Raw genomic sequence first — 24,725 nt, 5'->3', positions numbered from 1 at the left:
GCCCTTTCCGAATCAAATCGGAAGGGGCCTTTTCTTCTTCCACAAACATTTCACAAGCGTTTTGATGCGGGAGACACTGACGCAACCCACCCCTCTGCGGCCTTCCCGAGAGCATCCGCCACGCCGTCGAGGTCATCCTCAAACAGGTCGGCGTAGATGTCCAAGGTCATGGCGGCGCTCGCATGGCCGAGCATTCGCTGTACAGATTTCACGTTTGCGCCGGCATGAATGGCGAGGCTCGCCGCTGCGTGGCGAAGGTCATGCGGGGTGACCTTTGGGAAGGGCTCGACTGGCATCCCGTTGGCTGCATCGACGCGTGCCGCGTTCACTGTGGCCACTGCGACGTTGAAGGTGCGGGGCCGCCAATTGTTCAGCCGGATGGGGCCACCGGATCTCCCGGCAAAGACCAGCTCTGACTTGAGCCGGCCGGCGGCTTGCGAGCTTACGAGCTCGGCGATGAAGCCTGGCATCGGCACGCTACGGTCCCGATTGCTCTTGGTCGGACCGCCCTCCATTACCCCGAGGACCTCGGTTACCGAAGCTCGAACGTTGACCCGTCTGCGCGGCAAGTCCAGATCCCCGATGGTCAAGGCGGCTGCCTCGCCGAAGCGCAACCCGGTGTAAGCCAAAAAAAGGACGAGGCTCCTGGACTCAGGACGGACGGCGGCCGCCAGCTCGAATACATCGCCATGTGTGAGGTAGATGTTCTTCCGCTTCCGCGCCCGCGGAAGGGCGAGCTGACGCGCCGCGTTAGCTGGCACGAGACGCGCCGTCACGGCGATACTCAACGCACCGCGGAGTATCCCGACGGCTTTCTCAATCGTGGCGCTCCCTGCGCCGCCATCACTCATGTCCTGGACCCAAGCCTGGACATCAGCGTTACCAATGTCCCCGACCGCCCAGCCCTGCCATTTGGGCATAGTCCACTTCGACGCATGGAATCCACGGTTAGCGGCCGTGCTGGGCTTCACGGCAGCGGTCCGAGCAAGGTGTTCGGTGATGAGCTCCCCCACTTTCTTGCGCCGAGCTGACTCCGAGATGAAGTTCCCAGAGTTCTTGTCGATGAGGGTGGCCGCAGCCCATGTCGTCGCGTCTCGCTTCGTCTTGAAGCCGCGCTTCTCCGTACTCTTCCCGGTCGGCTTGCGGTACCGGACCATCCACCTGTCGCCAGCTTGGGTGGAATATTTCGCGAAGGATGCCATACGGCTCAGCCTATGAGCGCTTCCGGTGGCGCTTGTACCAACGAATGTCCCACCTTTTGGGGGCGCTCCATACATGGCGGCATGACGACTTTGACTGCCCCGCTGAATTCCCGCCGCAGGGGAATAGGTATGACACCTTCCCCAACCCCCACTCCCCTACTCAACGCCAAGCAAACTGCCGCTTGGCTGGCCACCTCCGAGGCCGCTCTCTCCCAGCTTCGCTATCGGCACGAGGGCCCTGCTTATGTCCGCCTGGGCCGCGCCGTGCGGTACCGCCAAGCCGACGTTGAAGACTTCATCACCGCTGCCATCGTGCGCACCTCGCGGTAGCCCCAGAAACGACGAACGGCCCCGTCCTCCGAGCCGGAGAGCGGGCGACGGTCCTACGCGGGAGTGGGTCCGCGGACCTCACGATGAGGACGCCGGCGATTCGAAGAATGAGACCATTTACCCGCCCGTGTCACACGTCCACCTGACACCCCAGCCCTCGCCAGGAAGCTCGTAGGTGGTGACGCTCAAATCGTTGGCAGGCGGCTGCAATATGCTTTCAAAGCTAACCTCTTGGCTTCCTCCAGCGCCCAAGCAGGGACCGCCTCCAGCATGGGACCTCCACGTCGTCTGCCTCGGAAAGCACAGGAGGTAGGCGTTTCTTGATTGCGTGGTCGAGACCACCGGTGTCGAACACGTCGCGAATTGCGAGAACGACCCTCTTTCAGTCCTCGCGGCGTCGGCCGCCAAGTCGGCAGGCCGGTTGATTCGGAGGACATTCCAAACTCCGAAGGTTGTGCTGCACCAAAGCCAGTGGAGCAATCCGAAGTCCCTTTGAGAGTGCGTTTCTTGCTTTCGCACACAGGGCACCCTCCTACTCGAATCTGACGCCGTCTTCCTCACGAATGCCCGTGTGGCGACTAGCGCTTGTGGGTAGCGCGAGTCCGGGCAGGCGGTAGCAAAATTCCGGGAACTCGGTAGCGCTTGGGTCTGTGGGCTGCTTTCCTTTTGATGACGCCAATTTCGACATCCGGTACATCATCGTGGGGCGGGCCCAAGGACGCCGCGTCATTGCCCGCGGGGATCCTCGAGCGGCCACCACCCGGATGGCCTGAAGTTCCAATGAATCGCTGGGTCGAGACCCACGAACGTGCCGACGTCTGCCCGATTCCCGGCCGTTGCTATGCTTCGGCCCATGGACTTCTTCCGGCGTATACGGCGAAGCCGCGCCACGCTCATCCCCAGCACCGGTCATTCCCAGGACGACCAGCTCCTGGGGATCATCGGGGGCACCGTCGGCGGGCTGGTGTCTCCCCGCGAATGGATCCACTACGTCTACTGTGATAGCGCCGACGGAGCCGCTACCCTCGAAGCCGCGGCCATCGTTGATGGCTGGGAGGTTCGCCGAGTAAGTCAGGGCGAGGGCATCATCGCGACGCGCATGGACCTTCCGGTCAACCCGATCACCGTGCCTGAAGTACGGAAGTTCTTCATGGAGGCCGCGTCTCGCGTGAAAGGTGGAGAATACGACGGGTGGGAAGCGGCCACATAACTCAACATATGAACGCTGCTGCTCATCCAGTCTGGGCCCCATCCTCCGGCTTCGGACCGCCGCAGGCCACCGCCCAAGCAGCGCCGTGGCAGAACCGGCGAACGAGTCAGAACAGCGCCCTGCGCAACTGCGATCATGCTCGTTAGGAGGACCCTGAACGGTTCTGCCTACGGACAGTGAATCTCGCCGTAGGCGACGAGTGTTGTACGAGGCAGAACCGGCGCTTCGGAATCCTGGCTCACCGAGCGCAACGGAGGCTCGTTTCTCGACATGCGATCATTCTGCCTGAACCGGCCCAGGAAACCGCTGGACTAACCCTTACTCCGAGACCCCGAGCGGAGTCGCGCTCATCTCAGCGCCCATCCTGACGCTGAGGTCCACACCGTGACGGCACCGACGATAAGAGATCCCAGCGCCCATCCGGCGGCCCAACCCTTCGCCGTCATCGTCGCCGTCAACGCCGCGCTGGAGGCGAGAGCCATCGCCAGAATACCGACACCGATGAGCACGATGGTCCGGGCCAGGAGGGAGCTCGCTAATCCAAAAACGGCAAACCCAGAAATCGCATAGGCGCCGCCGACACTCGTGATCACGAATAGGACCCAGAGAATACTCGTCGAGACGAAAAGAGGAGAACGATCCTTTTCCGGATACTCTTCCCTGAGCTGCGCCCGAAACCGGTTCCGGTAGACGGCCGTCGGTCCCTGCAATAATTCCTTCACGGATTCGGGTACTCGGCTGTCGGGTAGCACGAGGAAACGGGCCGCTTGGGATTCGTCGATCCCCGACGCTGCTAAGAGCCGTGCCAGGCGGTCCCGTTCGACGTCCGTGGTCCAGCCGTCGAGAGTAATGCCCCATCGGCCGGCTTGGTCCGGTTTGCCCATCTCTCTGTACCGGTCTGCAAGGACTCGACGAACAGAGCCAAGGGACGGATCAAGACGGATGGCGTCCTTCAATAGGCGCAACGCGTCGGATTGCTGACCGTGCGACCACGCCTCGGCGGCTCGCCCCAACAGTTGCTCATCATCCACGCGTGACAGTCTGACGCAGAAGACGCTGAAACCGAGGAAGGTGGCTGCCTCGACTTCAATATCAGCGTGAACGCGAGTCACGGGGTAGATGCCAAGGCAGAAGTTGAGGGACGCTGCAATGCGGCAACAGATGCTGATTTCCGCCTCTGTTACGACCGCTGCGCATACACGTCGCCACCGCCTGGAGCGCTGCCGGACGCGAGGGGTGCCGAATCCGGGTCAGGGTCGGCCGGGTGACCGCAAAAGGGACGGTCGGCGCGACTTCCGCACCTCGTCTTCGGCTATTCCATGTCCAGGTTGAAGGCGAAAAGTGTCCATGGCTCGAAGCTATGCGCATTGAGCCGTGAAGGTGACATCTTCTGGCTACCGAATTCGTGCTGAACGTAGTCGAGCAGATCATCGCCGTAGATGATCACGTCGGTTTGGTACACCGAGAACACTGGTGCGGAAGGCCCGATGGGATCAGCCGGCAAATACCGGTGACCGTACAAGGGAACAAGCTTCGGCCATTTGGCGATCTGGTCCGAGGCGATCACCCGCCGCAACTCGGTAGTCGCGGGGCGCTGCCCCCAGGACACCGGCCAGAACGCGTCGTTCACGACATCGAACAGCACGCCATCGGTTAGCCAGTTGAGGGCGCTCCGGAGTAGGTCGTCGTTTTCGTTGCGCCAGTCGAACCATCCCTCACCGTGGGGCTGGACTTTCGAAAGAAACTCACGGTGATCGCCTCCGAACCGAAAGCCGAATCGATTCTCAACCCGCGCAATGTCGCGTTCGCTCAGCCCGTCTCCAAGCGAAACTCCGCGGGAACGGAGATAGGCGATGCTCTTATCAACAATCACGAAATCAGACTACGGCGGCGACGCTCAACCCCTACCGCTCAGCTCATGATCTGGCGCCCGCAAGCCGGACGGCTATCGACGCGGTTCTTGAGCAATTCTGGCCGAGCGATCAGGATCCTACTTGCAGCATGAGTGGCCGCGGTTCTCGGCGCCGTTCGTCTCTAGGACGCTAGGGCGCGGATCTGGCTGGCGCCGAAAGGACCGACCCAGGAGCGTTCCCCAATGAAGGGGCATCTAAGGGAGTACGGTGTGGCGGCCCGTTGCCTCATAAGGTTGTCCCTGTGTGTTCTGAATACCAGTTGGAGGCAGGGTGCTCACTTCGCGGGAGATCGCATCGCTGATCCTGATCGGCATCGCAGTTGTCGCTGTGTTTACCGTGCCAAAGTTTCGGGCTCACATGGCACCGTCGATTCGGGCGGTCATGACGGTTGCGTTTGTCCCACGCCTCGTGTTGCTCTACGTCGTCGTGGTGATCATGTCTGTCACGTCGACTGCCGTCGCGTGGCTGATCGGGCTGTGGGACGCGAGTCTGTTGAAGGACGCGGTGATCATCACCGCGACGGTGGTTTTCCCGATGACGTTCCGTTCCCTCTCCTTCAAGTCTGGGGGTGAACTCACTCACAAGCTCGTCCGCGACACCCTCGCCCTCGCCGCGCTGCTCACCGTCTACCTGGACGCGGCTCCTCTGCCGCTGGGGTGGGAGATCGTTTACCAGCTGGCGGCGATCTTCTTCATCACCGTGCAGGCCTTCGCCTCAACCAAGCCCGAGTTCGCGCCTGCGAAGAAGGTGTCCGATGTCTTGGTCTTTCTCCTAGGCGCTTTCCTGCTCACCTGGACCACTGCATCGCTAATTCAGACGGCGCCGGACTGGTCAGAGTTCTTTCAGTCGTTGTTCTTCGGATTTTGGCTGCCGCTATCCCTCCTACCGTTCTTCTACCTGTTCGGATGTTTTGCCGTGACCGAGAAGACCCTGGCCCGATTTCGTGCCTTCAGGAAGCCACTTTCGCCAGAAGTCACAACCGCAGTGATGATCGGCAGTCGTCTGCGTCTTAGCCTGCTCACTCGATTGACCGGACGCTACAACGCCGTTGCGGAGGCAACCGGCTTTCGGGATGGCCTCATAAAAATGGGTCAGTTTCGCGCTGACCTCGACCGCCGCGACGCGGAAGAGGCCGAAAGACTCCGCCAGCTCTCAGACGGCGCTGGAGCGACTGGCGTAGACGACGACGGACTCCATCGCGACCGACGTGAGTTTGAGGTGACGAAGAAGCGTCTCGACTGGATCTGGACATGCCAGAACGGCCAGTACGACCGACAAGGCGGACGGTATTGGGATCACCTGACGGATTTGGTCGTCGATGCCGAAAAGCACGGCCTCCCGGCCGATCACGGCTTCATCGTGGAGACCTCTGAAGACGGCCAGACATGGCGGTCATGGCGTCGTACGCCTGGCGGTGCGGTCCTCGCCGTCGGCGGTCGAGCGCCACGCAGCATGTTCTATTTTCAGGACGACGAGCCGCCCGACACCTGGCCTTCGGAAGGCGTCGGTGGGTGGCGCGACGCCGCGCGCGAAGAGTGGCCCCCAGATTGGAACCGCAACGACGGAACGAGGCTTTGACCTCGATTCATGATCCCTGTCATCGCTGACTGAAATCTGCGGGTGCTCTTGACACGCGGTCCATCATTGACAGACGGCCCTCCCGCCCGCAAGCCGGTCCTTCCGTCCTCGCTCAACTCGACCGATAGACTCCGTCTGCGCGATTCCCGAATACCCCGCCCGGTAGAAATCCCCGGAAAGGTACCTCATATGCAACAAAGTTGAGACACCGGCAGGCCGCTGCACAGCCACACACTCCGTGGCCGGAAGTGGACTCGACTTCTTCGCCCTCAAGGTTCGCGGGCCCGCAACGAGTACCTCTTGCGCCGGAGGGAAACCTCGCGAGCGGCTCGCGCTGCCCATGGAGTCAAGTCGCCAGTCAAGGACGCTGCGTTGAGATCGCCGAAAACTCTCATCTTTTAGTTTGGGTGACAAGGCAACACTTGGCCAATTTCCATGTCCCAAACCGCTACCGACTCCGCAGAACTCTGCTACCAAAACCGTGGACTAGCGCTACCAACAATGCCTACTCCCCACCCGTGGACCGGAACGGGCTCGGCGTACGAGACTGAAAAGCGCTGGCTAGGGGACAAGTCAGGACTGGATCTTTGTCGGACTGGTTGGTCTGTTCGCCGGTAGCCTGAGTGTGAGTTTCGACATGGTGAAGGAGGAATGGATATTGTGACTGTGCTGAGCACCCTCTTGGCAAGCCTCCCGACACTGATCACCGCGGTTGCAGGCGTAGGGGCCTACTTTTTGGGCGGTCTGAATGAGCGAAAACGCGATGAGCGCGCAATGGCTCGGGAGGAGGCCGCTAGACAGGGGAAGCGTGCGGAGGACCTAGAGAGAGAACGCCATGAGTTCCAGCTGGCCAACCTCTTGAAGTTGCAGGAGTCATTGCGAAAAGTGACCCGTTCAGCAGTCCTCAGCGTGATTGCCGATCAACGCAGCGTGGCCGCGACCGGAACCTTCACTTTTGCTCCGTCTGAGATCGACGTAGGCGCGTTTGAGAACACCATCCGTTTCATTCGATTGGTCGAGCGCGTGACAAACGACGAGCTTAGGCAGACGTTGAACGAATTTGGATCGCATCTCGGAACGTTGTCGCTGCCTCCCATGAACTGGGCTGATCTAACAAAGGAAGCGTCCGAGAGGATTTTGAACGCTCGCTTCTCTGGGCTGGCTCCGAGATCAAAACACATTGCCGAGTTACTCGGATTGCACCTCCGGGAAGAACTCAATCGGCGCGACAGCAGGTAACGAGCGGCGAGCATTAGCACTTCATACCGACGTAGCCAACTGGAAAGAGTCTTTTCCGTTCGCCACAACTGGAATTCTCGTGAGTAACGAGTGAGCGGCGGGTTTCTACGTGGAGTCAAATCCCGCACCGAGGACATAGAACCCCTAATAAAACTGTATTTCTTGGTGCACCCCCCGGGACTTGGACCCGGAACCCACTGATTAAGAGTCAGTTGCTTTTGGCGCGAAATACATGGGTTATGGCAAACATTTCCATCAGTCTCAACGGCGATTCGGGCTCAAAGCGCTGGCAAACCGCGGGCAAAGTCCCTGACCCCAAAGTGCGTGCATCATTGGCACAACTGAACGGAGCAGCCGTTACCTCGAGATCGCCACGACAAGAGATGCGCCAGCAACCAGCAGTGAGACCACAGCAATTCCAGCCAAGCTCCACGCCATACGGCGAGAAAATCTATCCGATGCCGCCGACGCTTCGACTGCTTGGCGCGCGAGCCCAATATTGGCTTCAGTCAGTTCGACGAGGTGGGCAATCGCCGCGTGGGTATCTTTCGCAACACTGACTTGGGCCCCTGCAAGATCCGGCAGCGGACTCCTCACGAGCAGTCGAGCAGGATCACGATGCAGCACACCGAATACCGTTTCGGGACTAACCTCCTGGTGATGCTCCACTTCCTCCCAACTTTTCATGTTTGAAAGCATGTCCGCACCAATCGTCTTCACAGCCTCCCTAGCAGCCCCAATAGCTCCATCGCCAATCAGTGGACGCTCATCGTGTTTCAAAGTCTTCACCCTCCGGAATTCCCTATACCGTCATCTTCCCATCCAGCATCGTTGGGCGGGCGAGGAATCCATCCGGGCCCCATTACCCTGCCTCGCGCGCCTCAGAAACGCGCCATTCCAAGGATGCAGCTCCGATTGGCTACCACCCCGTGTCGCAAGTCCAGGTGACACCCCAGCCGTAGCCAGGAATCTCGTAGGTGGTCACGCTGAATGCAGTTGAAGGCGGATTCAGCGTACTGCCGTAGCTGACCTGCTGGCCTCCTCCGGCCCCTTGGCAGTCACTGCTGCCCGCGTGGATCTGCAGGGGCCACCAGGGGGATGCCGCACTATTCGATGAACTGCTGTCGGCGCCTGAGGGCCCACCTACTGAGTTACCCCCACTAGAAGAACTGCCGCCGGACGAACTGCCGCCCAAGACCGAGGAGGAGACGCTGCCACTGGACGGCCTAGTCCCTCCGGATAACTTGGAGCCGCTCCCCGAAGTGGAGCTGCTGCCGAATGAGGAACTGGACTTGGCTGCAGCGTCGGCTGCGGCCTGAGCGGCTGCGGCCTGAGCTGCGGCTGCTGCCGCGGCTTCGGCGGCCTTCTGGGCTTCGACCGCGTTGTGTGACGTGGTGGCCGCGCTGGCCGCCTGCGTGTAGGCCCAGAGGGTGTCGAGGATGGTGCCGTCGTCCTTGACTGCGGCGATGGCTGCGGTCAGGGCGTCGCGTTCGGGAGCGCCGGCGGACGGGGTGGCGTCCAGGCGGGCCTGGCCGGATGCCGGGACCGAGTTGACGACGGGGGTGAACGCGGCGGTGACAGCCTTGGTGACCTTGTCGAGGGTTGCCGCCAGGTAGGCGTTGCCCCGGGCGGAACCGGTGGTGTCTGCGGTCAGCTTGGTGATGCTCGACGTGGCTGCGGTGATCGCGTCGGTCTCTGCATTCGCTGAGATACCAGTCACGGTTGTGGCCGCGATGGCGTTCGTGAGGGAGAGGCCGGTCGCCAGGTCCAGGTGACGGTCGGCGGCGATGCTCGCTACCGTGTCGCCCAGGCTCTTGCGCGCTGCCTCGAGCGCCGCCTGGGCGCCCGGGTCGGCGAGGCCGGCTGCGGCTCCCACCAGTGCGGTGACCTTGGTGCTCAGGGTCGTGCCGGCGACCAGGTCGTCGACCAGCGTCTTGCTGGCCGCGGCGTCCCGGGTGCGGGCATCGGTCAGGGCCGTGACTGCTTCGGTGTTGGCGGTGAATGCGCTGGCGTGCGTTGCCGCGTTGGCTGCGGTGACGACGCCGAACCCGCCGGCGGTGGCACCGGTGATGAGCAGGGCGGCGAGGCCGGCGGCCAGGCCGATTCGAGCGGTCTTGGGGAGAGCCCTAAAACGATCTCGTAACCTCTGAGCAGAGAGTCCGAGCCTGCCGGTGCGCTCAAACTCGCGGAAAATCGAATCCCCCATTGCAAGCCCCTTTTTGGGACTGAGCCTACTGTACGACCGTACAAGAAAGGAGGTAGAGAATTCCCAATGGAACCCTCGTCAAGCAAAACCCGAGGCGGTCAGAGGAATCGTTCTGGATGCACCACGCCAAGCGCGGGGAGGGCGCGCGCAAGCATTTCTTCAATTCGCTCGGGGAGGTCATCGCGGTCGGTGAGCCGGTTGGAGACCTCCTGCACGCCGGAAAAGTAGGCCACGAGATGCCAGGCCTCGAGGTCATGGTCCAGGCCGGTCGGAATCTCCCCGGCTGCCTCCGCCTCACGGAGCAGCATTCCAATGCGCGCGACCCAGCCAAGATAGGGCGTGGGAAGGGCGACCGGAATGAGGTGGTACTCGCGAACGAGGCGCACCGCCGCTCGAACACTCACGTCGTCCCGGAATGCGCCCGCGACACCGCGAATCGAGGCCACTATCGCTTCCATCCCGCGAACCGTAGGGCCATCGTCAATCACGTTCGCGAACGGCGCGCGGGAGAACGACGAGCGCACGAGTTCGAGGGCGATATCTGACTTGGCGCTGAAGTGGTACTGGACCTGGCCCTTGCCGGTCGCCGCCCTCTCAGCGATGAGGCCAATCGAGGTGCCCGCATAACCGCGGTCGGCGAAATCAATTGCCGCGGCAGCCAGGATCCGGTCCCGCATCGCCGCCGACCGGGAATCATTTCGAGCCACCGTGCCTCCTGCGCTTCCCGAGCCTCAGCACGACGCGGCCTATTGCCGGAGCCCTGAACGACGACAGGCGCCGAAGGGAAAATCCGCGTGTAGCCACCTTCCACATTAGCCATCACCCTCGAAAGTCCACGCCACAAAGTGTTGTACGCTCGTACAAGTTCCGGTGAGACTCAAATCTCGACGGACAGTGGGGATTCCGGGGGGTCCGGGACTGTATGGCTGCTCCAGTCAGATTCGACTCTGGCCGGGGCAGCCTTCCTCGAAGGCTTCACGAGCCGGCATGAAGAAAGCCTCAGATGCACGCACCACTGCAGTTGCGCCGCCGGTTCCCCATCGTCGGCGGGGCCCTCATCGTGGCCCTCCTCGCAGGCATTTGGGCAACGGACACCGCAGCCATCGCCTCCGCAGCCCAAATGCAGACCGCTGAGACGGCGTACTCCGAGGCCCTCAGCACCGTGCTCGCGGCGCGCACCACCGCCGTCACCCAGGTGACCGCAGCTCGAGCGGACCTCACGACCGCGACAGGCAGCCTGGCCAGCAGCGCCGGTAAAGTCCTGAGCCCCGACGCTCCCAACGCCCTCAGCGCCGCCGTGGCCGCAGCTGAACCTCTTGTGGCCAATGCCGAAGGGGCGCTGGCCACCGGCGCGAGTGCGCTCACCCTCATTCTGACCACCCCGAAGGACAGCCCCGCCGCCTACGAGGCGGGTAAAGCTGCCCTTCAACAGCTCCACCCCACAGGTGTGAACGTGGACCTCGAGACGCCTACCCAAGCCATCACCGTTGCCATCCGCGCGTGGCAAGACGACCATGATAGACAGGTCGCTGCTCAGGCCGCTGCGGCGGCCAAAGCCACTGCGGCGGTTCAGGCCGCTGCGGCCAAGGCCGCAGCAAGAAAAGCCGCTACGAACACATCAACAACACCATCCGGGGCCGCGACGCAGCGCACCCTTATCGGCCCAGGCCCGAGCCTTGCCGCCCCGCGATCCCCCGTGGTCGCGCAGACTACCTGGCACGTATGGACCACCGGAAAGCAAGCAGAGGTGGACATGTGCAAGGGGGCAGTGGACGTCACCGACTGGTACGGCGGCAAGCCAGTCGTCTTGGAACACTGGGGCTGCGGCGGTAGCGCCTTCCCGCAAACATCTGGGGCCACGGTCACTCTCACTGGCCTACACGCCGGAACCTGGCGAGTAGACGGGATAGTCGCAACACTCTCCTTTGGGGTTGAGAACACCGGTTCCATCCCAGATGGCCACGAGCTCATTTTTCAGACCTGCAACAACAACGACTCGGCGACCATGATCTTCATCGCGTTGACAAAGGTTGGCTAGTTGCCCGATCCGACCGAGCCAACGGACCGAAGAAACAATCTGAGATGACTATCTGGACGCCAAGGTTTCGACCCGGGACGCACCTCTTCGACCCAACGGCAATTGAACAGTGATTCAAGGGTTTCGCTAATTCAATTTGGTGCCGCTGACGCACGCTTCTTGAGTCCCGTCTAAATGCAGTGATCGCTCTGAATATCTCCTCTTCGAGTGGCGTCACGGTCAAATCACGCCTGTGGGAGACGTGTCCTCGTGAGCATGGATTGGCCTGCTTCTGTCCGGCTAACCACGAGACAAATGATAGGTACGCTCGCGAGGTGCACTGACGGACGTTCCAACGAAAGCGCTACCAAAACAATCGATATCTCCGCCGCGAATCCGGGGAGTGGCAACCGGGCAAACACGATTTCAGCATCGGGGCCGCGCCTCCTGGCCGGGTCGAGCAGGCCCGGTACTTGTAATCTGTACCTGTGCCAACAAACATAACGCCTCCCGAAAAGCTGGTTAAATCACGGCGACGTGTCGCGGAGCATGGTGAGGTTTTCACCCCGGCGTGGCTGGTTCAAGAAATGCTCGACCTCGTCAAGTCGGAGACAGAGCGCATCGACTCACGCTTCCTCGAGCCGGCCTGCGGCTCCGGTAACTTCCTTATTCCGATTCTCGAACGGAAGCTAGCGGTCGTGCAGACTCGCTACGGCAGCAGCGAGTTCGAGCGCCGTCACTACGCATTGCTTGCCCTGATGTGCGTCTATGGCATCGAGTTGCTCCCCGACAACGCGGCGGAGTGCCGGTCGAGGCTGTTGAGCACTTTCGCAACCTTCCTCAACCTCGAACGCGCCGATGCTTGGTGGCGCTGTGCAGAACGTGTGCTCGCGCTCAACATCATTGAGGGCAACGCCTTGACCGTGACCGCTAGCGATGGCGAGCACATTACGTTCCCCCAGTGGAGCTACCTGGGCCGAGGCAAGTTCCAGCGACGAGACTTTCGCTATGACGCGCTCTCGCAGCAATCGTCCACGCAGGGGACCCTCATGGAAGACTTTATTGATCACGAGGTCTTCGTTCCCGTCGCCACCTTCGCGCCGATGACCGTGCAGAAGCTCGCGGCATGAGCACCCTCTCGGCGAAGGCAGAATTCACGCTCAAGGGTCACAACCCTGACGTACTCACGTGCATTGCGAGTCTTTCCAACGACGAGGTATTTACCCCGCCCGTTCTCGCGAACCGGGTGCTCGACACGCTCGAGCTAGCTTGGGCTGAAACGAACGACGGCAAGAGCATCTGGGCAGACCCGACGGTTACCTTCATCGACCCGTTCACGAAGTCAGGCGTCTTCCTTCGTGAGATCGTCGAACGGCTCAACCGCGGTCTGGTGGATGAGATTCCGGATCTAAGTGAGCGCGTCGACCACATCCTCACCAAGCAGGTCTTCGGAATCGGGATCACGGCACTCACGAGCCTGATCGCCCGCCGCAGCGTCTATTGTTCGAAGGATGCGACTGGTGAGCACTCCGTCGCACAGTCGTTCGACCGCGATTGGGGCAACATCTGGTTCGAACGCACCGAGCACACCTGGGCGGCCGATAGGTGCGCATACTGCGGCGCTCCGAGATCAGAGTATGCCCGCTCTAAAGACCTCGAAACACACGCCTACCCCTTCATCCACGCGACCGACATCAAGGCGCAGTTCAAGCAAATGTTCGGAGCCGAAGTGCAATTCGATGTAGTCATCGGGAACCCGCCATATCAACTCGAGGATGGCGGCGCTGGCGCAAGCGCAATGCCGATCTATCAGAAGTTCGTCGATGCTGCCAAGGCGCTCGAACCCAGATTCCTTACCATGGTCATTCCATCTCGATGGTTCGCTGGCGGTCGCGGTCTCGCGGCCTTCCGCTCTGAGATGCTGTCCGACGACCGGGTGCGAGTGATTGCAGACTTCCTAGACAGCAGAGACGTGTTTCCCGGAGTGGACGTCGCCGGCGGAGTGTGTTACTTCCTGTGGAATCGCGAAAGCCGCGGCGAATGCCTCGTTAGTTCGCACCGGAAAGGTGGCACCAGCGAGGTCGTGCGCCCACTTCTCGAGCCTGGAGCCGATGTCTTCATCCGCCATAACGAAGGCATCTCGATTCTGAAGAAGATCGTGGCAATTGAATCAGGGGCAGCCACCGCGAGTCTCGCGCTGCCTGAAGGACACCGGTTCGCTGATCAGGTCAGTGGGCAGAAGCCGTTCGGCCTTCGGACCTTCTTCCGCGGTTCAAAAGTCAAGAGCAACATCGATGACGTACTGGTGCTCCAAAGCGGCGGACGGAGTTGGGCCAAGCGATCAGAACTGACTGAGGCGACACACCTGATCGACAGGTGGAAGGTATTCACGTCAAAGTCCTCGTCGGAGCATGCCGGGCAGGCGGACAAGGATGGCCGCCGCCGGGTGCTCTCTTTGACAGGGATCTTAGAGCCAGGATCAGTCGTCACTGAAACCTACGTACTGCTCGGAGATTTCGACTCCGAAGCGGAGGCGCGAAATTGCTTGAGCTATGTCACGACGAGATTCTTCCGGGTTCTGATCGTGTTGAGGGCTTCCGGCCAGGACATCTCGCGAGCTGCATATGCATTCATTCCCACGCAGGACTTCTCCAAACCGTGGACCGATGAAGAGCTCTATGCGAAGTACGGCCTGAACGACGAAGAGGTCGCGTTCATCGAGAGCATCGTCCGACCGATGAGTCTCAATGTCTAAGTCCATCGACGATCTTCTCCCGCCGAAGCCCGACGTCCGACTTCGCCTATATGCATGGTCGAGCCCCGAGGTTGCTGAGCGGTGGCGCGGATGTCTCAAGGTCGGGCAGACGACGCAGCCCGTGAACGACCGTATTCGTCAGTCCCAAGGTCAAGCAAGGGTTCAGTACTCAATCGAGGTGGATGAGTCTGCTGAGCGCGCTGACGGCAGTGCGATCACTGATACCGAGGTACGGTCGCGACTCGTCGCTAAGGGCTTTGAGAACGTCGTGTTCGAGTCGAGCCGCGAATGGGTGCGCTGCACCGCCGCCGATGTACTCACCGTGGTGCAGGAGTTACGCGAAAATCGTGAGTACAGCGGGACCCATCATCATGATTTCAGGATGCGCTCAGAACAAACGAATGCTGTTGAGAAGACGCTCGCCTACTTCGACTCCATATGGGCACAAGACGCCGACGCAGTGCCCGAGTTCCTGTGGAATGCGAAGATGCGTTTCGGCAAAACTTTCACCGCCTATCAACTTGCCAAATCCATGGAGGCGAAGCGCGTACTCGTCGTCACGTTCAAGCCTGCAGTCGAAGATGCGTGGAAGTCAGATCTCGAGTCGCACGTCGACTTTGATAACTGGCAGTACCTCTCCCGTCAGACGGGCACCGATCCAGCCGATGCCGACCCAGATCGCCCACTCGTGTACTTTGGCTCCTTCCAGGATCTCTTGGGCCGCGACGGCGCTGGCAATTTTAAGGCCAAACACCGGTGGCTGACCGAATTGCCATGGGACCTAGTCGTGTTCGACGAATACCACTTTGGCGCTTGGCGGGACGCGGCAAGGGAGCTCTTCGAGGGGGAGGATGACTCGGCTAGGAAGAGGGAACTGGAACTGGAGTTTGGCAGCGACCTCGAGATTTTCGCCCACGAGATCGAGGAACTCGGCAGCGCCGAAGATACCTTTGTTCCAATCCGCGCCGGTGCATACCTCTACCTCTCCGGGACACCGTTCAAGGCGCTCGCCACAGGACGCTTCATCGAAGAGCAGATTTTCAACTGGACGTATACCGACGAACAACGCGCGAAGGCCGAGTTCGCGGATCAGCGGCCGGCCGAACGCAATCCGTATGCGGCGCTACCCGAGATGCGGCTCCTCACTTACCAAATGCCTGACGAACTCGTCGCGGTAGCGAACCAGGGTGAGTTCGACGAGTTCGATCTCAATGCCTTCTTCGAAGCCACTGGAGCATCATCGGAGGCAGCATTCATTCACAAAGACGACGTGCAGAAATGGCTCAACATCATCCGCGGGTCGCACCTCCCGACGCAGGTCGACGCTATGAAGGCTGGCACACGGCCACCCTTCCCTTACTCCGATACTCGTTTGCTTCCCTACCTTCGGCACTCGCTTTGGATGCTGCCAAGGGTAACGTCCTGTGCCGCAATGGCGAATTTGCTGGCTGAGCCTCAAAACGCGTCTTGGCATGACTACGCGGTCGTGAATGTATCGGCTCCTGGAATCGGCGATGGTCTGGATGCGCTTCCTCCCGTGCGCCAAGCGATTGGCAACGGCTACGACACGAAGACCATCACTCTGACCGTCGGAAAACTCACTACTGGTGTCACGGTGCCGCCTTGGTCGTCGATACTCATGCTGCGCAACCTTAAGTCGCCCGAAACTTACTTTCAGGCTGCCTTCCGAGTGCAATCGCCATGGACGATTCAGAACCCTAACGGCGACGATCCAAAATCCGAACAGATCTTGAAGCCTGTATGTTTCGTGTTTGACTTTGCACCGACGCGGGCGCTTAAGCAGATTGCAGAATATGGAGCGGGGCTCTCCCCGGAGACACCAAATCCTGAACGAGCCATAGAGGAACTTGTTAATTTCCTCCCTGTGCTGGCATACGACGGGTCGAACATGACCCAGGTCGACGCAGCTGGCATCCTCGACATTGTGATGGCCGGGACCTCGGCAACTTTGCTAGCCCGTAAATGGGAGTCTGCGATCCTCGTGAACGTCGACAATGACACCTTGCGTAGGATCATGGGATCGCAGGCCGCCATGGATGCCGTGATGAACATTGAGGGATTCCGCGCCCTTGGCTCGTCAATCTTTGAAACCGTCGTCAATAAGTCGGAAGCGGTCAAAAATACCAAGAAGGCGGCGGGCGACGGCATGACCACCTCGGAGAAGAAGGAGCTCTCGGCAGAGGAGAAGGAATACAAGTCGAAGCGAAAGCAGATCCAGGAAAAGCTGATCAAGTTCGCAACCCGCATTCCCGCTTTTATGTATCTCACCGATTTTCGGGAGAACACACTTCACGATGTCATCACCAAGCTTGAGCCGGAACTCTTCAAAGCGGTTACCGGACTCACGGTCGAGGACTTTGACTTGCTCGTGTCGCTCGGTGTATTCAATTCGGCTCACATGAATCAGGCCGTCTTCGCCTTCCGTCGTTACGAGGATGCATCCCTTTCGTACACTGGAATCGACTCGCACGTGGAGCTTCGCCGCTATGGCCTGTATGACACCGTTGTGGCACTTGATGGCCGGAACTAGGGGCGCCTTTTAGAAGCCCAACTGCCGATGACTCCTGTCGTTGTACTGGCATCTTCGTATCGCCAAGCCAAGCGCAATTTCTCGAAGTCACAGGGTCACGGCGGGTTTAGTGGGCTAGTTTCATCACCCCTTGTTGTGCTTCGGTGGGCGTGCCGATCACGCCGGGTCGCCGCTGGCGAGGAACCGGGGGCCAAGGATGATGCTGAAACGTTGCTAGTTCCGGGTGAGTGCAGTGGCCAAGGCCGAGGCAGGCCCGATTCCTGTGCCGGCCACGAGGTTATACGGGACGTCAGCGGGCGTGCTCAGCCCGCTGCCGCAGGTGTGATTGTTGCCCTCCACGATGGTGTTCATGGATCGTCGGGCCTCACGAGAGCTAGGAAGCGGTCCGGGAATACCGGCGGGGGATCCGTCGTACGCATGCAAGGAGAGCCGCGGCCACCGTACTGACGGCCCTCTTTCGGCGATAACCAACATCTCGAGGGTTAGACCCCGGATTATCTAGCCTGCGCAAAGCCGTCCGACCGGGCCTCTTCCGCGCACCGAGGTCGCAGCCGCCATCCCGCGGCTCGTCACAGGACCGTGAGGTGAGCGACCGGCGCGGCATCGCGGCGGAAATGTTCGGGGGATGTCCGCCAAAACCGTCCCGGAAACGATCCATAGGGCGTCTGTCGGCGACTTCCACGGACCGTGGCAGGGCGCTGGGAGCTCGCCCGGCCGGTTGAGATGGACCCGCGGGGCACCTATGCGGTCGACCGGGAAGATTTGGGGAACAAGTTTCCAAATTTGGGGAGGTTTCGAGGAACATTTTCGGCCCGATGAGGGCCAACTCCTCCGTCTTTCCGGGGTCTCGAGGAACAAAGGAATGGAAGGAACATTTTACGAGAACTTCTCATACAGCTATTAGAAACACACCTCGCTTCTTTGGACTTATGGATCCGCCCGAAAGCGTTCCTTTTGTCCTTTTGTTCCTGGATTGCCGAAAGAGCACGGCACGAGGCCCCAGACAAACTGCGTGCAGAGAACGATTTTTGGACTCCTTTGCCCATCTGCCCACGGGTCGCGCACCGCCCGTCAACTCTTGGGATAGACGGCTTCCTGTGGAGGCACCTGAGGTTGCCCCGGTGGATTCCTTGAACGCTTCCGCGGCCCGAATCTGAGCGGGCATCCTCGGTTCCTTGCGCTTATCAATTCGATCCGTCATGACCTAGATCAGCAACACCGTTCACAGACCATCTGACGCCATCCCGCCCGGATATTCGCAGGTGGAAGGGGCCCACCGAATCGGGCACAAAAAGAATTGTTTCGGATTGCCCCAGTCTTGCCCCGCTCGCGCATCTGAAAGGTGAGGAACAAACTGCACCGCACCAAACATCGCCGCACCTAACTGACATACATACACAGCACCGAGGCTGTCATGGAGGATTCCCTCCCTGGCCTAAAGCGCCGCATCACGCGGCCCCCTTGGTTAGGAACCAAACAATGAGCGCCACCGTAACCACTTCAACACCGGTCATCATCCGGCCCAGTACCGAGCCCATCGACGTCACCATGCTCGACGCCGGCTCGGCCGCACCAGAGCTCGACGCGAAGCACGCGGCCTACCTCGCCACCCGCGGCGTGTCCCCTCTGGTCGCCCAGGCCCGCGGGTACTTCTCCTGCACTCCGCTCCCGCTGCCGGAGGATTCACCCACGACCGGCCCCATCCAGGAGTTCGGTTGGTCGCGTCTCCAGAACGAGGCATTCTGCGAGGCCGACCCCGAGACCGGCCGCTATGTTCGCGCCCTCGTCATCCCGCTCTACGCGGGCCGTGACCTGTACGCTAACGTCCAGGTCCGCCTGGATAGCCCGCGCCGTGTCATCGACTTGGAGGCCACCAAGAAGGCCAACCCCGTCAAGCTCGACGCCGACGGTATCGAGGTCCCGGTCAACAAAAAGCACGTGACTAAGTTCACGTCAATCAAGTTCGAGGTCCCGGCGTTCGAGTCCTGGGAGGCTGCACTCCCCGGGGCCAACGGTCAGCCCACCCGGCGCGGCTCCGAGGACTACATGCTGCCCGCCGATATCCACCCGCTCGCCGCGGGCTGGGTCGACGACACTACGGTCCCGGTGCTGCTGACCGAGGGAATCCCCAAGGCCGACGCGGTTCTCTCCGAGGCGCTGCGCACCGGAGTCAAGCTCGTCCCCATTGCCCTGACCGGTGTCACCATGGGGTACCGCGCCGCCGGCTCCCCCGAGAACCCGAGCGACAACCCGGTGCTGGTCGCCGAGACCCTAGGCCTCATCCCGTGGGCGGGCCGCACCGTCTACATGGCGTTCGATGCTGACTGGGCAACCAACCGCATGATCAAGCGGGCACTCGCGACCACGGCCGCGCTGCTCACCGCTCAGGGCGCCAGCGTCAGCATGGTCTGTGTCCCCGCCACCGAAGCCGACCCGAAGCGCGGCATCGACGACTTCCTGGCCGCCGCCCGCGCCGGTGGTGCACCCGCCCCGCTCACCGAGCTCCTCAACGAGCGGACTCTGAACCCGGCGCAGGCCGAAGCACTCACCCGCTACTACTCTGCGGACGACGTGGGCCGCGGCGACCGTTTCGCCGCCGAATGCCTCGCCGAGAAGGACGCCGTCTGGAACATCGACGGAAAGGAATGGATGCGCTGGAACGGCAGCATTTGGGACCGCCGGGCAACCGCCCCGCTGCTCCGTCGCGCCATGGCGCTCACCGAGCGTGACACCGATAACCAGGAGAGCTACAAGGCGGGCCGCGGCGTCCGGGCCCTGGAAGCGGCGCTCAAGGTTGGTGCTACACACCCAGACCTCGCGGTCAATGAACTCGACTTCGACCTCGAGCCGAACGTGCTGAACGTAGCCAACGGGATGGTGGACCTCCTCACTGGCAATCTCAAGCCTCACGACCGCCGTCTGCTCCAGACAAAGCGGTCCGGGACCAGTTACTCCCCCACGGCCAAGGCACCCCGCTGGGAGCAGTTCCTCGGGGAGACGTTCGGTCAGGACGCCGAGCTCATCGCCTATGTCCAGCGCGCGTTCGGGAGCGCCCTCTTCGGTGACGTCCGCGATGAGTTCGCCATCTTCTGCACCGGGGCCGGGCAGAACGGCAAGGGTGTCTTCATCGACGCGATCTCCTTCGCCATGGGCAATGACTTCGTCGTCCCGCTGAGCCCCGATATCCTGCTCGGCCACCCGTCGGACGAGCAGCTCGCTGAGCTCCACGGCAAGCGGCTCGCCATCATGCAGGAGAGCAATGCGGGGCAGCAGTTGGACTCCGCGGCCCTCAAACGCATCGCATCGAAGGACGCGATCTCCGCGCGGAAACTGTTCAAGGACCGGTTCAGTTTCCGGCCGTCGCACACCCCGGTGTTCATCACGAATCACTTGCCCCGCGTGACCGAGCAGGACCGCGGTTCATGGCGCCGAATCAAAGCGGTCCCGTTCGACAACCAGGTGACAGAGGAGGCCAAGGACGTCAATCTGCCCGACACGCTCCAGCTGGAAGCCGAAGGCATCCTGGCCTGGCTCGTCCGTGGTGCGCTCGCTTTCCGCGAGCACGGCCTGGGCACCGCGGCGGCCGTCGAGCGCCTCACCGCCGCGTACCGCAAGTCGGGAGACACGCTCGGCCAGTTCCTCGAGGAATACTGCATCGTGGAGCCGACGGCCAACGCCAACCGTGCCATCACCTACCGAGCCTTCACAGCGTTCTGCGTCGAGTCCGGCATCCGCCCCTGGTCGCAGCGCGCCCTCGTCGGGGCACTCGGCGAACGCGGTGTCATCGACCGCATGGAACCCGCACACAAGAACGCGGGTGTCTGGTACTGGGCCGGCTTCAAGCTCAACCCGGAAGCCCCCGCCAACGCCCAGTTCTTCAAGAACTTTTAACCCGCTGCAGGGTAACTACTGAAGGCGGCCAGCACACCCGCTGGCCGCCCCGCACCACCCCTAACTGTCCAGAGAGGACACGCAATGTACAGCCCCATCACTATCAAGGCCCGCATCACGAGCTCCCCCCTCTACGGAATCGTCCTGGTCGCCAAGGTCACTACGAACACGACGCTGGACTACGACGACGAGCACACCGCCCAGCTTGAGCGCGCCGCCGTCAAGCTGGGCACCGCCACCGTATCCGACGCGTTCGCCGAGGCGCTCCGCACCGTCACCGGGCTCGTCGGCGACATCGAGGTGCGCGGCCGGCAGCGAGATGGAGTCCTGCTCATCGCCGAGCAGCTCGACGAGCACATCGTCATGGGTATCGACGCCGCCGCGGTCGCAGCGGTCGCCGCCGATCTCATCGAACGGACCGGATTTGTCAAGGTCTGGATGGACCGCTCCCTCTAGCGTCACAGGCGGCTGGCATCGTCGGCGGCCGCCTTCACCCTGCGCGGCAACCAGTCCTCGAGAGGACAACGAATCATGCAAGACACCACGTCACCACAAATCGAAATCGAAGCCACGCCCGGCGGTGTCGCCGCGCACCGCCGGCACCGAACTCACGTGTCCTCTGCACCGCTTCCTTCGAGCGGGGGGTCGCCCTCTTGACCGGAGTGGGTTCGCTCGCGGCGTTCACCGCCCTGCACGGCACGCCTGCGATGGGCGGCAAGGAGGCAAAGCTCCTCAGCGTCCCGGGCAGCGGGTCTTCCCGCCCGCCGCTCTTGGTGCTGGCGGTAGCCGCCGTCAACCAAATCTTGAAGACACTGGCGAATCTGAACCGAGAATAGGCCCATATTATGAGCGGCCCAGCGCCGCCGGCAACCGTGCGGACACGCTGCACACGGGCAGGTGGCATCGTGGCGCCGCGCGCCGGCCCGACACGTCTGGGAGTTACCGGTACGGTCGGCACCCAGACGCTGTGGATTGGCGAACGCTTGCCGGCTTTCGCCGCCGCACACTCGTCGGAGCACATTGACTTCTTGATCCACCCCCTCGCTGAGATCCGCTCGTTAATTGGCTCCGTCGAGCTTCGCTTCCCCGGCACCACCCGCGCCTCTTACTCCGAATTTCCCACGTGGCCTGAGGAGCGGCCGGGTAGCTATCTGGGAGCCGACAGGCACCGCCGCCCCACGACAATTCGTGAACGCTGCGACGAGGGTCTGTCGGCCACATGGACGCGAATCTCGGCCATGGCGGGCGCTCGGATCAAATCGACGAGCGGGCACCGGGTTGCAGCCATCAAGCGGAGCCTGGCCCGGAGCCCAATGCGGAGGACGCAGACTGACGACCTCCTCACACGGCGCCACCGACGGGGACCCGAACTCGCAGAGTCGCTTCACGGCAGCGCCCAAAAGCATCAGGGTGGAGTGCAAGCTTGGGCCGCCGCAGGATGGGCGGTAATGGGGTCACTTTGAATCGGAAATTCGCGTGAAATTCGTCGAATGCTCATGGGTCTATTTCGGTCCCGGTGACGTTTCATTTTCCAAGATATCCTCGTGCTTTCACCGCAAGAACGAAGTCCAAATTCGCGTCGATGACTCCGCATAGCCGTCGTCTGAGCAAGCCAGCGGGTGGCCGACAACCACACCACGGAACATGATGCTGACGGAGCACTCACCGCGTTTCGGGTGCAGCCCTTCGGTCAATCGCATCCATTCACAATCTCGCGAAGCTGCCCAACCAATTACCGACGCGACTACGCTCCGGTAATCCCAACCGCCAGGGAATCGCACATAATGTTGGAGAGCTGCGCCCTGCAGGGATCGCTCAGCTCGCCCGGCCACTGCCGCCAGCGCCACGACCGTGAGAGCTCTATCGGAGCGGAATCGCACCTCGACGGTCGCCAAGGGCGCACGCGTTTCGTCGCGTCGTATCGCTCGCCGGGCATGCCGGGGAGGACACTCTGGGGCAGCGGTGCCCGCCCTGGAGAATCACCATCATGCTGGCCGCCGAGGACACCACCTGGGGTGTAGACGCGCTCGAATGCTTGCACGCGGTCGTCGCCCAGCAGGCCGAACTCCTCGGGCTGGAAGCCACGTTCGCGTCAAGCCGGGGCGGCCGGCTGGCGACAGTTTGGCTGGAGGCCACCGACCTGCCGGAAGGCGACGGAGTGTTCGACCTCGAGATGGACTTCTCCTCCACCGCATCGCCCGTCGGGCCGCTCGGCCTGACCGCTCGCGTCGAGGCTGTCCTCGCCGGCCTAAGCGCCGACCTTGAGGCAATACCGGCCAGCCTGCCGGTGTCTGGTGAGGAAGCCGAGCGGCGGCAATCGCTGCACGACTAGGGGCATAAGAGTCCCGGTGACCCTCGAGTCACCGGGCCTTTTGCGCGCACTGCGCATAGAGAAAGGCGAGGGCCGTTGGCCCAGAGGAGGTCACTATGGACCAGCAGGAAGAAGTCACCGAGCTGACCGGCACCGAAGGCGCCCGCTGGCGCGTCTGGACCCAGGGAAGTTCGCACCTCATCGACCTCGACGCCATGACCGCCCAGCGCGTCCCGGGCCCGGGACGCCCCGCGACTTTCAATGACCGACCGCGGCCGCTACGAAGCCTCGAGGAATGTCAGGTCGGCGCCTCCGGTCGCTGGACAATGCACTCCGATGACCCAACGGTGGAGTTCTTCTGGCACGTCACCTCGACGGTTCGCCGCATCGAACGGGTCGCCGAGCCGGAGTAAACTCACCGCCATGAGGCCCCTCGCCAGCCTGCCCGTGCCCGACGGTGACGAACCCGTCGCTCTGACTGGCGAGGAGCCATGGCTCACCACCGAGGACCGCCCCACTATCTCGCGGCCACCGTGACTCAGAGTCCCAGCGCTCCAGCTGAGGAGTCCTGAATCACTCCCGCCGACCGAATATATCCCAGGGCCACGGCCACTGAGGCGTGGCGGGAAGTCCGCATGATCTGCTCAAGAGGAACGCCGGCGCGGCTCGCCTCCGTGATGTGGCTGGCTCTCAGGGAATGGGCCGACACCCCGTCGAGCTCCACCCTCGCAGCAGCCGCTCTATTTTGCAGAATGACATTGACACTTTGCCCCGTCAACCCGCCCGCCAGTACCACCCCGGTCCGGCTCACTCGGGCGAAGACGAGGTCACTCTTCGACCCGCTGCGCACGCTAAGCCATTGCCGCATCGCCCGCAGCGGGTCCGTCGCCATGTGGTGCCCAGCCGGCACGCCGATGACCGCGCCGGCACCATCCTGATCTGCTTTCGAGCGGCGAATGGTGATGCGGATCCCCTCGGCCGAGAGCGCCAAGTCGGCGCGGGTTAGGGCCGCGAGCTCACTGCGCCGCATCGCAGAAGCGAAGGCCAGGAGGATGAGCGCAGCGTCCCGCTTGCCTGCGGGGGTGGCTCGGTCAAAGGCGAGAATCCGCTTGAGCTCGGGCACATCGAAGGCCCTCGACTGGTGGAGTGGTGCGGTCCCGAGCCTGCGCCGTAATCCGGACATCACTGTCTTCACGCCGCGGGATCCGGTCGGGTCTCTATGCCCGCCAGCCAAGTGAGCATCCCGGATTGCCGCGACCGCGACAGTGATGGTAGACATCGACTTCGTCTCGGCGAGCTCGACGAGGAACGCCGCGCAAACCGCGGGATTTGACGGTAGCGAGGGCTGGTCGTTGGCTTGGCACCAAGTGGCAAACCCACGCATCGCCGAAGCGTAGGTCCGCCGCGTATTGGGCGCCTGGGATGGCGAGTAGCCCTTGTTGGTACTTCCAGTCCACGTAGTCGGTACCCCTTGTTCTGGGTAGTTGGTACGGCCTGACCTCTTCCGATTCTCTAGTCGAAG

20 protein-coding genes are annotated in these 24,725 nt (G+C 62.0%); 12 read left to right on the top strand and 8 right to left on the bottom strand.

Going from position 1 to position 24,725, the window contains the following annotated elements; genetic code table 11:
• Positions 1-50: 50 nt before the first annotated feature.
• Entirely contained in the window at positions 51-1,202 is a 1,152-nt protein-coding gene (locus E3O39_RS03030; protein WP_166787381.1) for a site-specific integrase, read from the bottom strand.
• Between the two features lie 129 nt (positions 1,203-1,331).
• Here E3O39_RS03030 and E3O39_RS03025 point away from each other — a divergent pair, with 129 nt between their 5' ends.
• Both E3O39_RS03025 and E3O39_RS03020 read left to right on the top strand, forming a co-directional pair.
• A complete protein-coding gene (locus E3O39_RS03025) occupies positions 1,332-1,532 on the top strand; it encodes an AlpA family transcriptional regulator (RefSeq protein WP_134449437.1) in 201 nt (66 codons plus the stop codon).
• An 853-nt stretch (positions 1,533-2,385) separates the two neighbouring features.
• Entirely contained in the window at positions 2,386-2,742 is a 357-nt protein-coding gene (locus E3O39_RS03020; RefSeq protein WP_134449436.1) for a hypothetical protein, read from the top strand.
• 347 nt (positions 2,743-3,089) lie between these two features.
• Here the strand turns inward: E3O39_RS03020 and E3O39_RS03015 are convergent, their stop codons facing one another.
• Both E3O39_RS03015 and E3O39_RS03010 read right to left on the bottom strand, forming a co-directional pair.
• Positions 3,090-3,854, bottom strand: coding sequence for a hypothetical protein (locus E3O39_RS03015; RefSeq protein ID WP_134449435.1), 765 nt, complete (start codon positions 3,852-3,854; stop codon positions 3,090-3,092).
• Positions 3,855-4,054: 200 nt separating this feature from the next.
• Positions 4,055-4,615 (bottom strand): hypothetical protein, encoded by a 561-nt coding sequence (locus E3O39_RS03010; protein ID WP_134449434.1) that lies wholly within the window; start codon positions 4,613-4,615, stop codon positions 4,055-4,057.
• A 310-nt stretch (positions 4,616-4,925) separates the two neighbouring features.
• Here E3O39_RS03010 and E3O39_RS03005 point away from each other — a divergent pair, with 310 nt between their 5' ends.
• Positions 4,926-6,233 (top strand): hypothetical protein, encoded by a 1,308-nt coding sequence (locus tag E3O39_RS03005; RefSeq protein ID WP_134449433.1) that lies wholly within the window; start codon positions 4,926-4,928, stop codon positions 6,231-6,233.
• Between the two features lie 651 nt (positions 6,234-6,884).
• Positions 6,885-7,472, top strand: coding sequence for a hypothetical protein (locus E3O39_RS03000; protein WP_134449432.1), 588 nt, complete (start codon positions 6,885-6,887; stop codon positions 7,470-7,472).
• Between the two features lie 357 nt (positions 7,473-7,829).
• Here the strand turns inward: E3O39_RS03000 and E3O39_RS02995 are convergent, their stop codons facing one another.
• The 3 genes from E3O39_RS02995 to E3O39_RS02985 form a co-directional block, all read right to left on the bottom strand.
• Positions 7,830-8,192: a hypothetical protein gene (locus E3O39_RS02995; RefSeq protein ID WP_134449431.1), complete on the bottom strand. Its 363-nt coding sequence runs from the start codon at positions 8,190-8,192 to the stop codon at positions 7,830-7,832.
• Positions 8,193-8,391: 199 nt separating this feature from the next.
• Positions 8,392-9,678 carry a hypothetical protein gene (locus tag E3O39_RS02990; RefSeq protein WP_134449430.1) on the bottom strand — a complete coding sequence of 429 codons (1,287 nt, stop codon included), beginning with the start codon at positions 9,676-9,678 and terminating at the stop codon, positions 8,392-8,394.
• A 98-nt stretch (positions 9,679-9,776) separates the two neighbouring features.
• The gene (locus E3O39_RS02985) at positions 9,777-10,355 is read right to left on the bottom strand and encodes a TetR/AcrR family transcriptional regulator (protein WP_134449429.1); all 579 of its coding nucleotides are present in this window, start codon (positions 10,353-10,355) and stop codon (positions 9,777-9,779) included.
• A gap of 326 nt (positions 10,356-10,681) precedes the next feature.
• Here E3O39_RS02985 and E3O39_RS02980 point away from each other — a divergent pair, with 326 nt between their 5' ends.
• From E3O39_RS02980 to E3O39_RS02965, 4 genes are all read left to right on the top strand, one after another.
• Positions 10,682-11,716 (top strand): hypothetical protein, encoded by a 1,035-nt coding sequence (locus tag E3O39_RS02980; RefSeq protein ID WP_134449428.1) that lies wholly within the window; start codon positions 10,682-10,684, stop codon positions 11,714-11,716.
• Positions 11,717-12,282: 566 nt separating this feature from the next.
• Positions 12,283-12,825 (top strand): SAM-dependent DNA methyltransferase, encoded by a 543-nt coding sequence (locus E3O39_RS02975; RefSeq protein ID WP_241984957.1) that lies wholly within the window; start codon positions 12,283-12,285, stop codon positions 12,823-12,825.
• The gene (locus E3O39_RS02970) at positions 12,822-14,450 is read left to right on the top strand and encodes an Eco57I restriction-modification methylase domain-containing protein (RefSeq protein ID WP_134449427.1); all 1,629 of its coding nucleotides are present in this window, start codon (positions 12,822-12,824) and stop codon (positions 14,448-14,450) included. The genes E3O39_RS02975 and E3O39_RS02970 overlap by 4 nt, the downstream gene beginning before the upstream one ends.
• A complete protein-coding gene (locus tag E3O39_RS02965) occupies positions 14,443-17,001 on the top strand; it encodes a DEAD/DEAH box helicase family protein (protein ID WP_134449426.1) in 2,559 nt (852 codons plus the stop codon). The genes E3O39_RS02970 and E3O39_RS02965 overlap by 8 nt, the downstream gene beginning before the upstream one ends.
• A gap of 213 nt (positions 17,002-17,214) precedes the next feature.
• Here the strand turns inward: E3O39_RS02965 and E3O39_RS18860 are convergent, their stop codons facing one another.
• Positions 17,215-17,352: a hypothetical protein gene (locus E3O39_RS18860; RefSeq protein WP_166787380.1), complete on the bottom strand. Its 138-nt coding sequence runs from the start codon at positions 17,350-17,352 to the stop codon at positions 17,215-17,217.
• Between the two features lie 1,128 nt (positions 17,353-18,480).
• On the opposite strand from E3O39_RS18860, the gene E3O39_RS02960 reads away from it, so the two are divergent.
• The 4 genes from E3O39_RS02960 to E3O39_RS02945 all read left to right on the top strand — a co-directional run bounded on the left by E3O39_RS02960 (position 18,481) and on the right by E3O39_RS02945 (position 23,616).
• Entirely contained in the window at positions 18,481-20,892 is a 2,412-nt protein-coding gene (locus E3O39_RS02960) for a phage/plasmid primase, P4 family (RefSeq protein WP_134449425.1), read from the top strand.
• 84 nt (positions 20,893-20,976) lie between these two features.
• Positions 20,977-21,348 (top strand): hypothetical protein, encoded by a 372-nt coding sequence (locus tag E3O39_RS02955; protein WP_134449424.1) that lies wholly within the window; start codon positions 20,977-20,979, stop codon positions 21,346-21,348.
• A gap of 1,531 nt (positions 21,349-22,879) precedes the next feature.
• Positions 22,880-23,224 (top strand): hypothetical protein, encoded by a 345-nt coding sequence (locus tag E3O39_RS02950; protein WP_134449423.1) that lies wholly within the window; start codon positions 22,880-22,882, stop codon positions 23,222-23,224.
• Between the two features lie 95 nt (positions 23,225-23,319).
• Positions 23,320-23,616 (top strand): hypothetical protein, encoded by a 297-nt coding sequence (locus E3O39_RS02945; RefSeq protein ID WP_134449422.1) that lies wholly within the window; start codon positions 23,320-23,322, stop codon positions 23,614-23,616.
• Positions 23,617-23,741: 125 nt separating this feature from the next.
• On the opposite strand, the gene E3O39_RS02940 is transcribed toward E3O39_RS02945, so the two are convergent.
• A complete protein-coding gene (locus E3O39_RS02940) occupies positions 23,742-24,482 on the bottom strand; it encodes a tyrosine-type recombinase/integrase (RefSeq protein WP_166789559.1) in 741 nt (246 codons plus the stop codon).
• Positions 24,483-24,725: the final 243 nt, after the last annotated feature.

Source organism: Cryobacterium sp. MDB2-A-1 (assembly GCF_004402675.1).
Lineage (GTDB): Bacteria > Actinomycetota > Actinomycetes > Actinomycetales > Microbacteriaceae > Cryobacterium > Cryobacterium glucosi.
The sequence above is the reverse complement of the archived record's forward strand: the minus strand, read 5'-3'. Positions and strand labels throughout refer to the sequence as shown.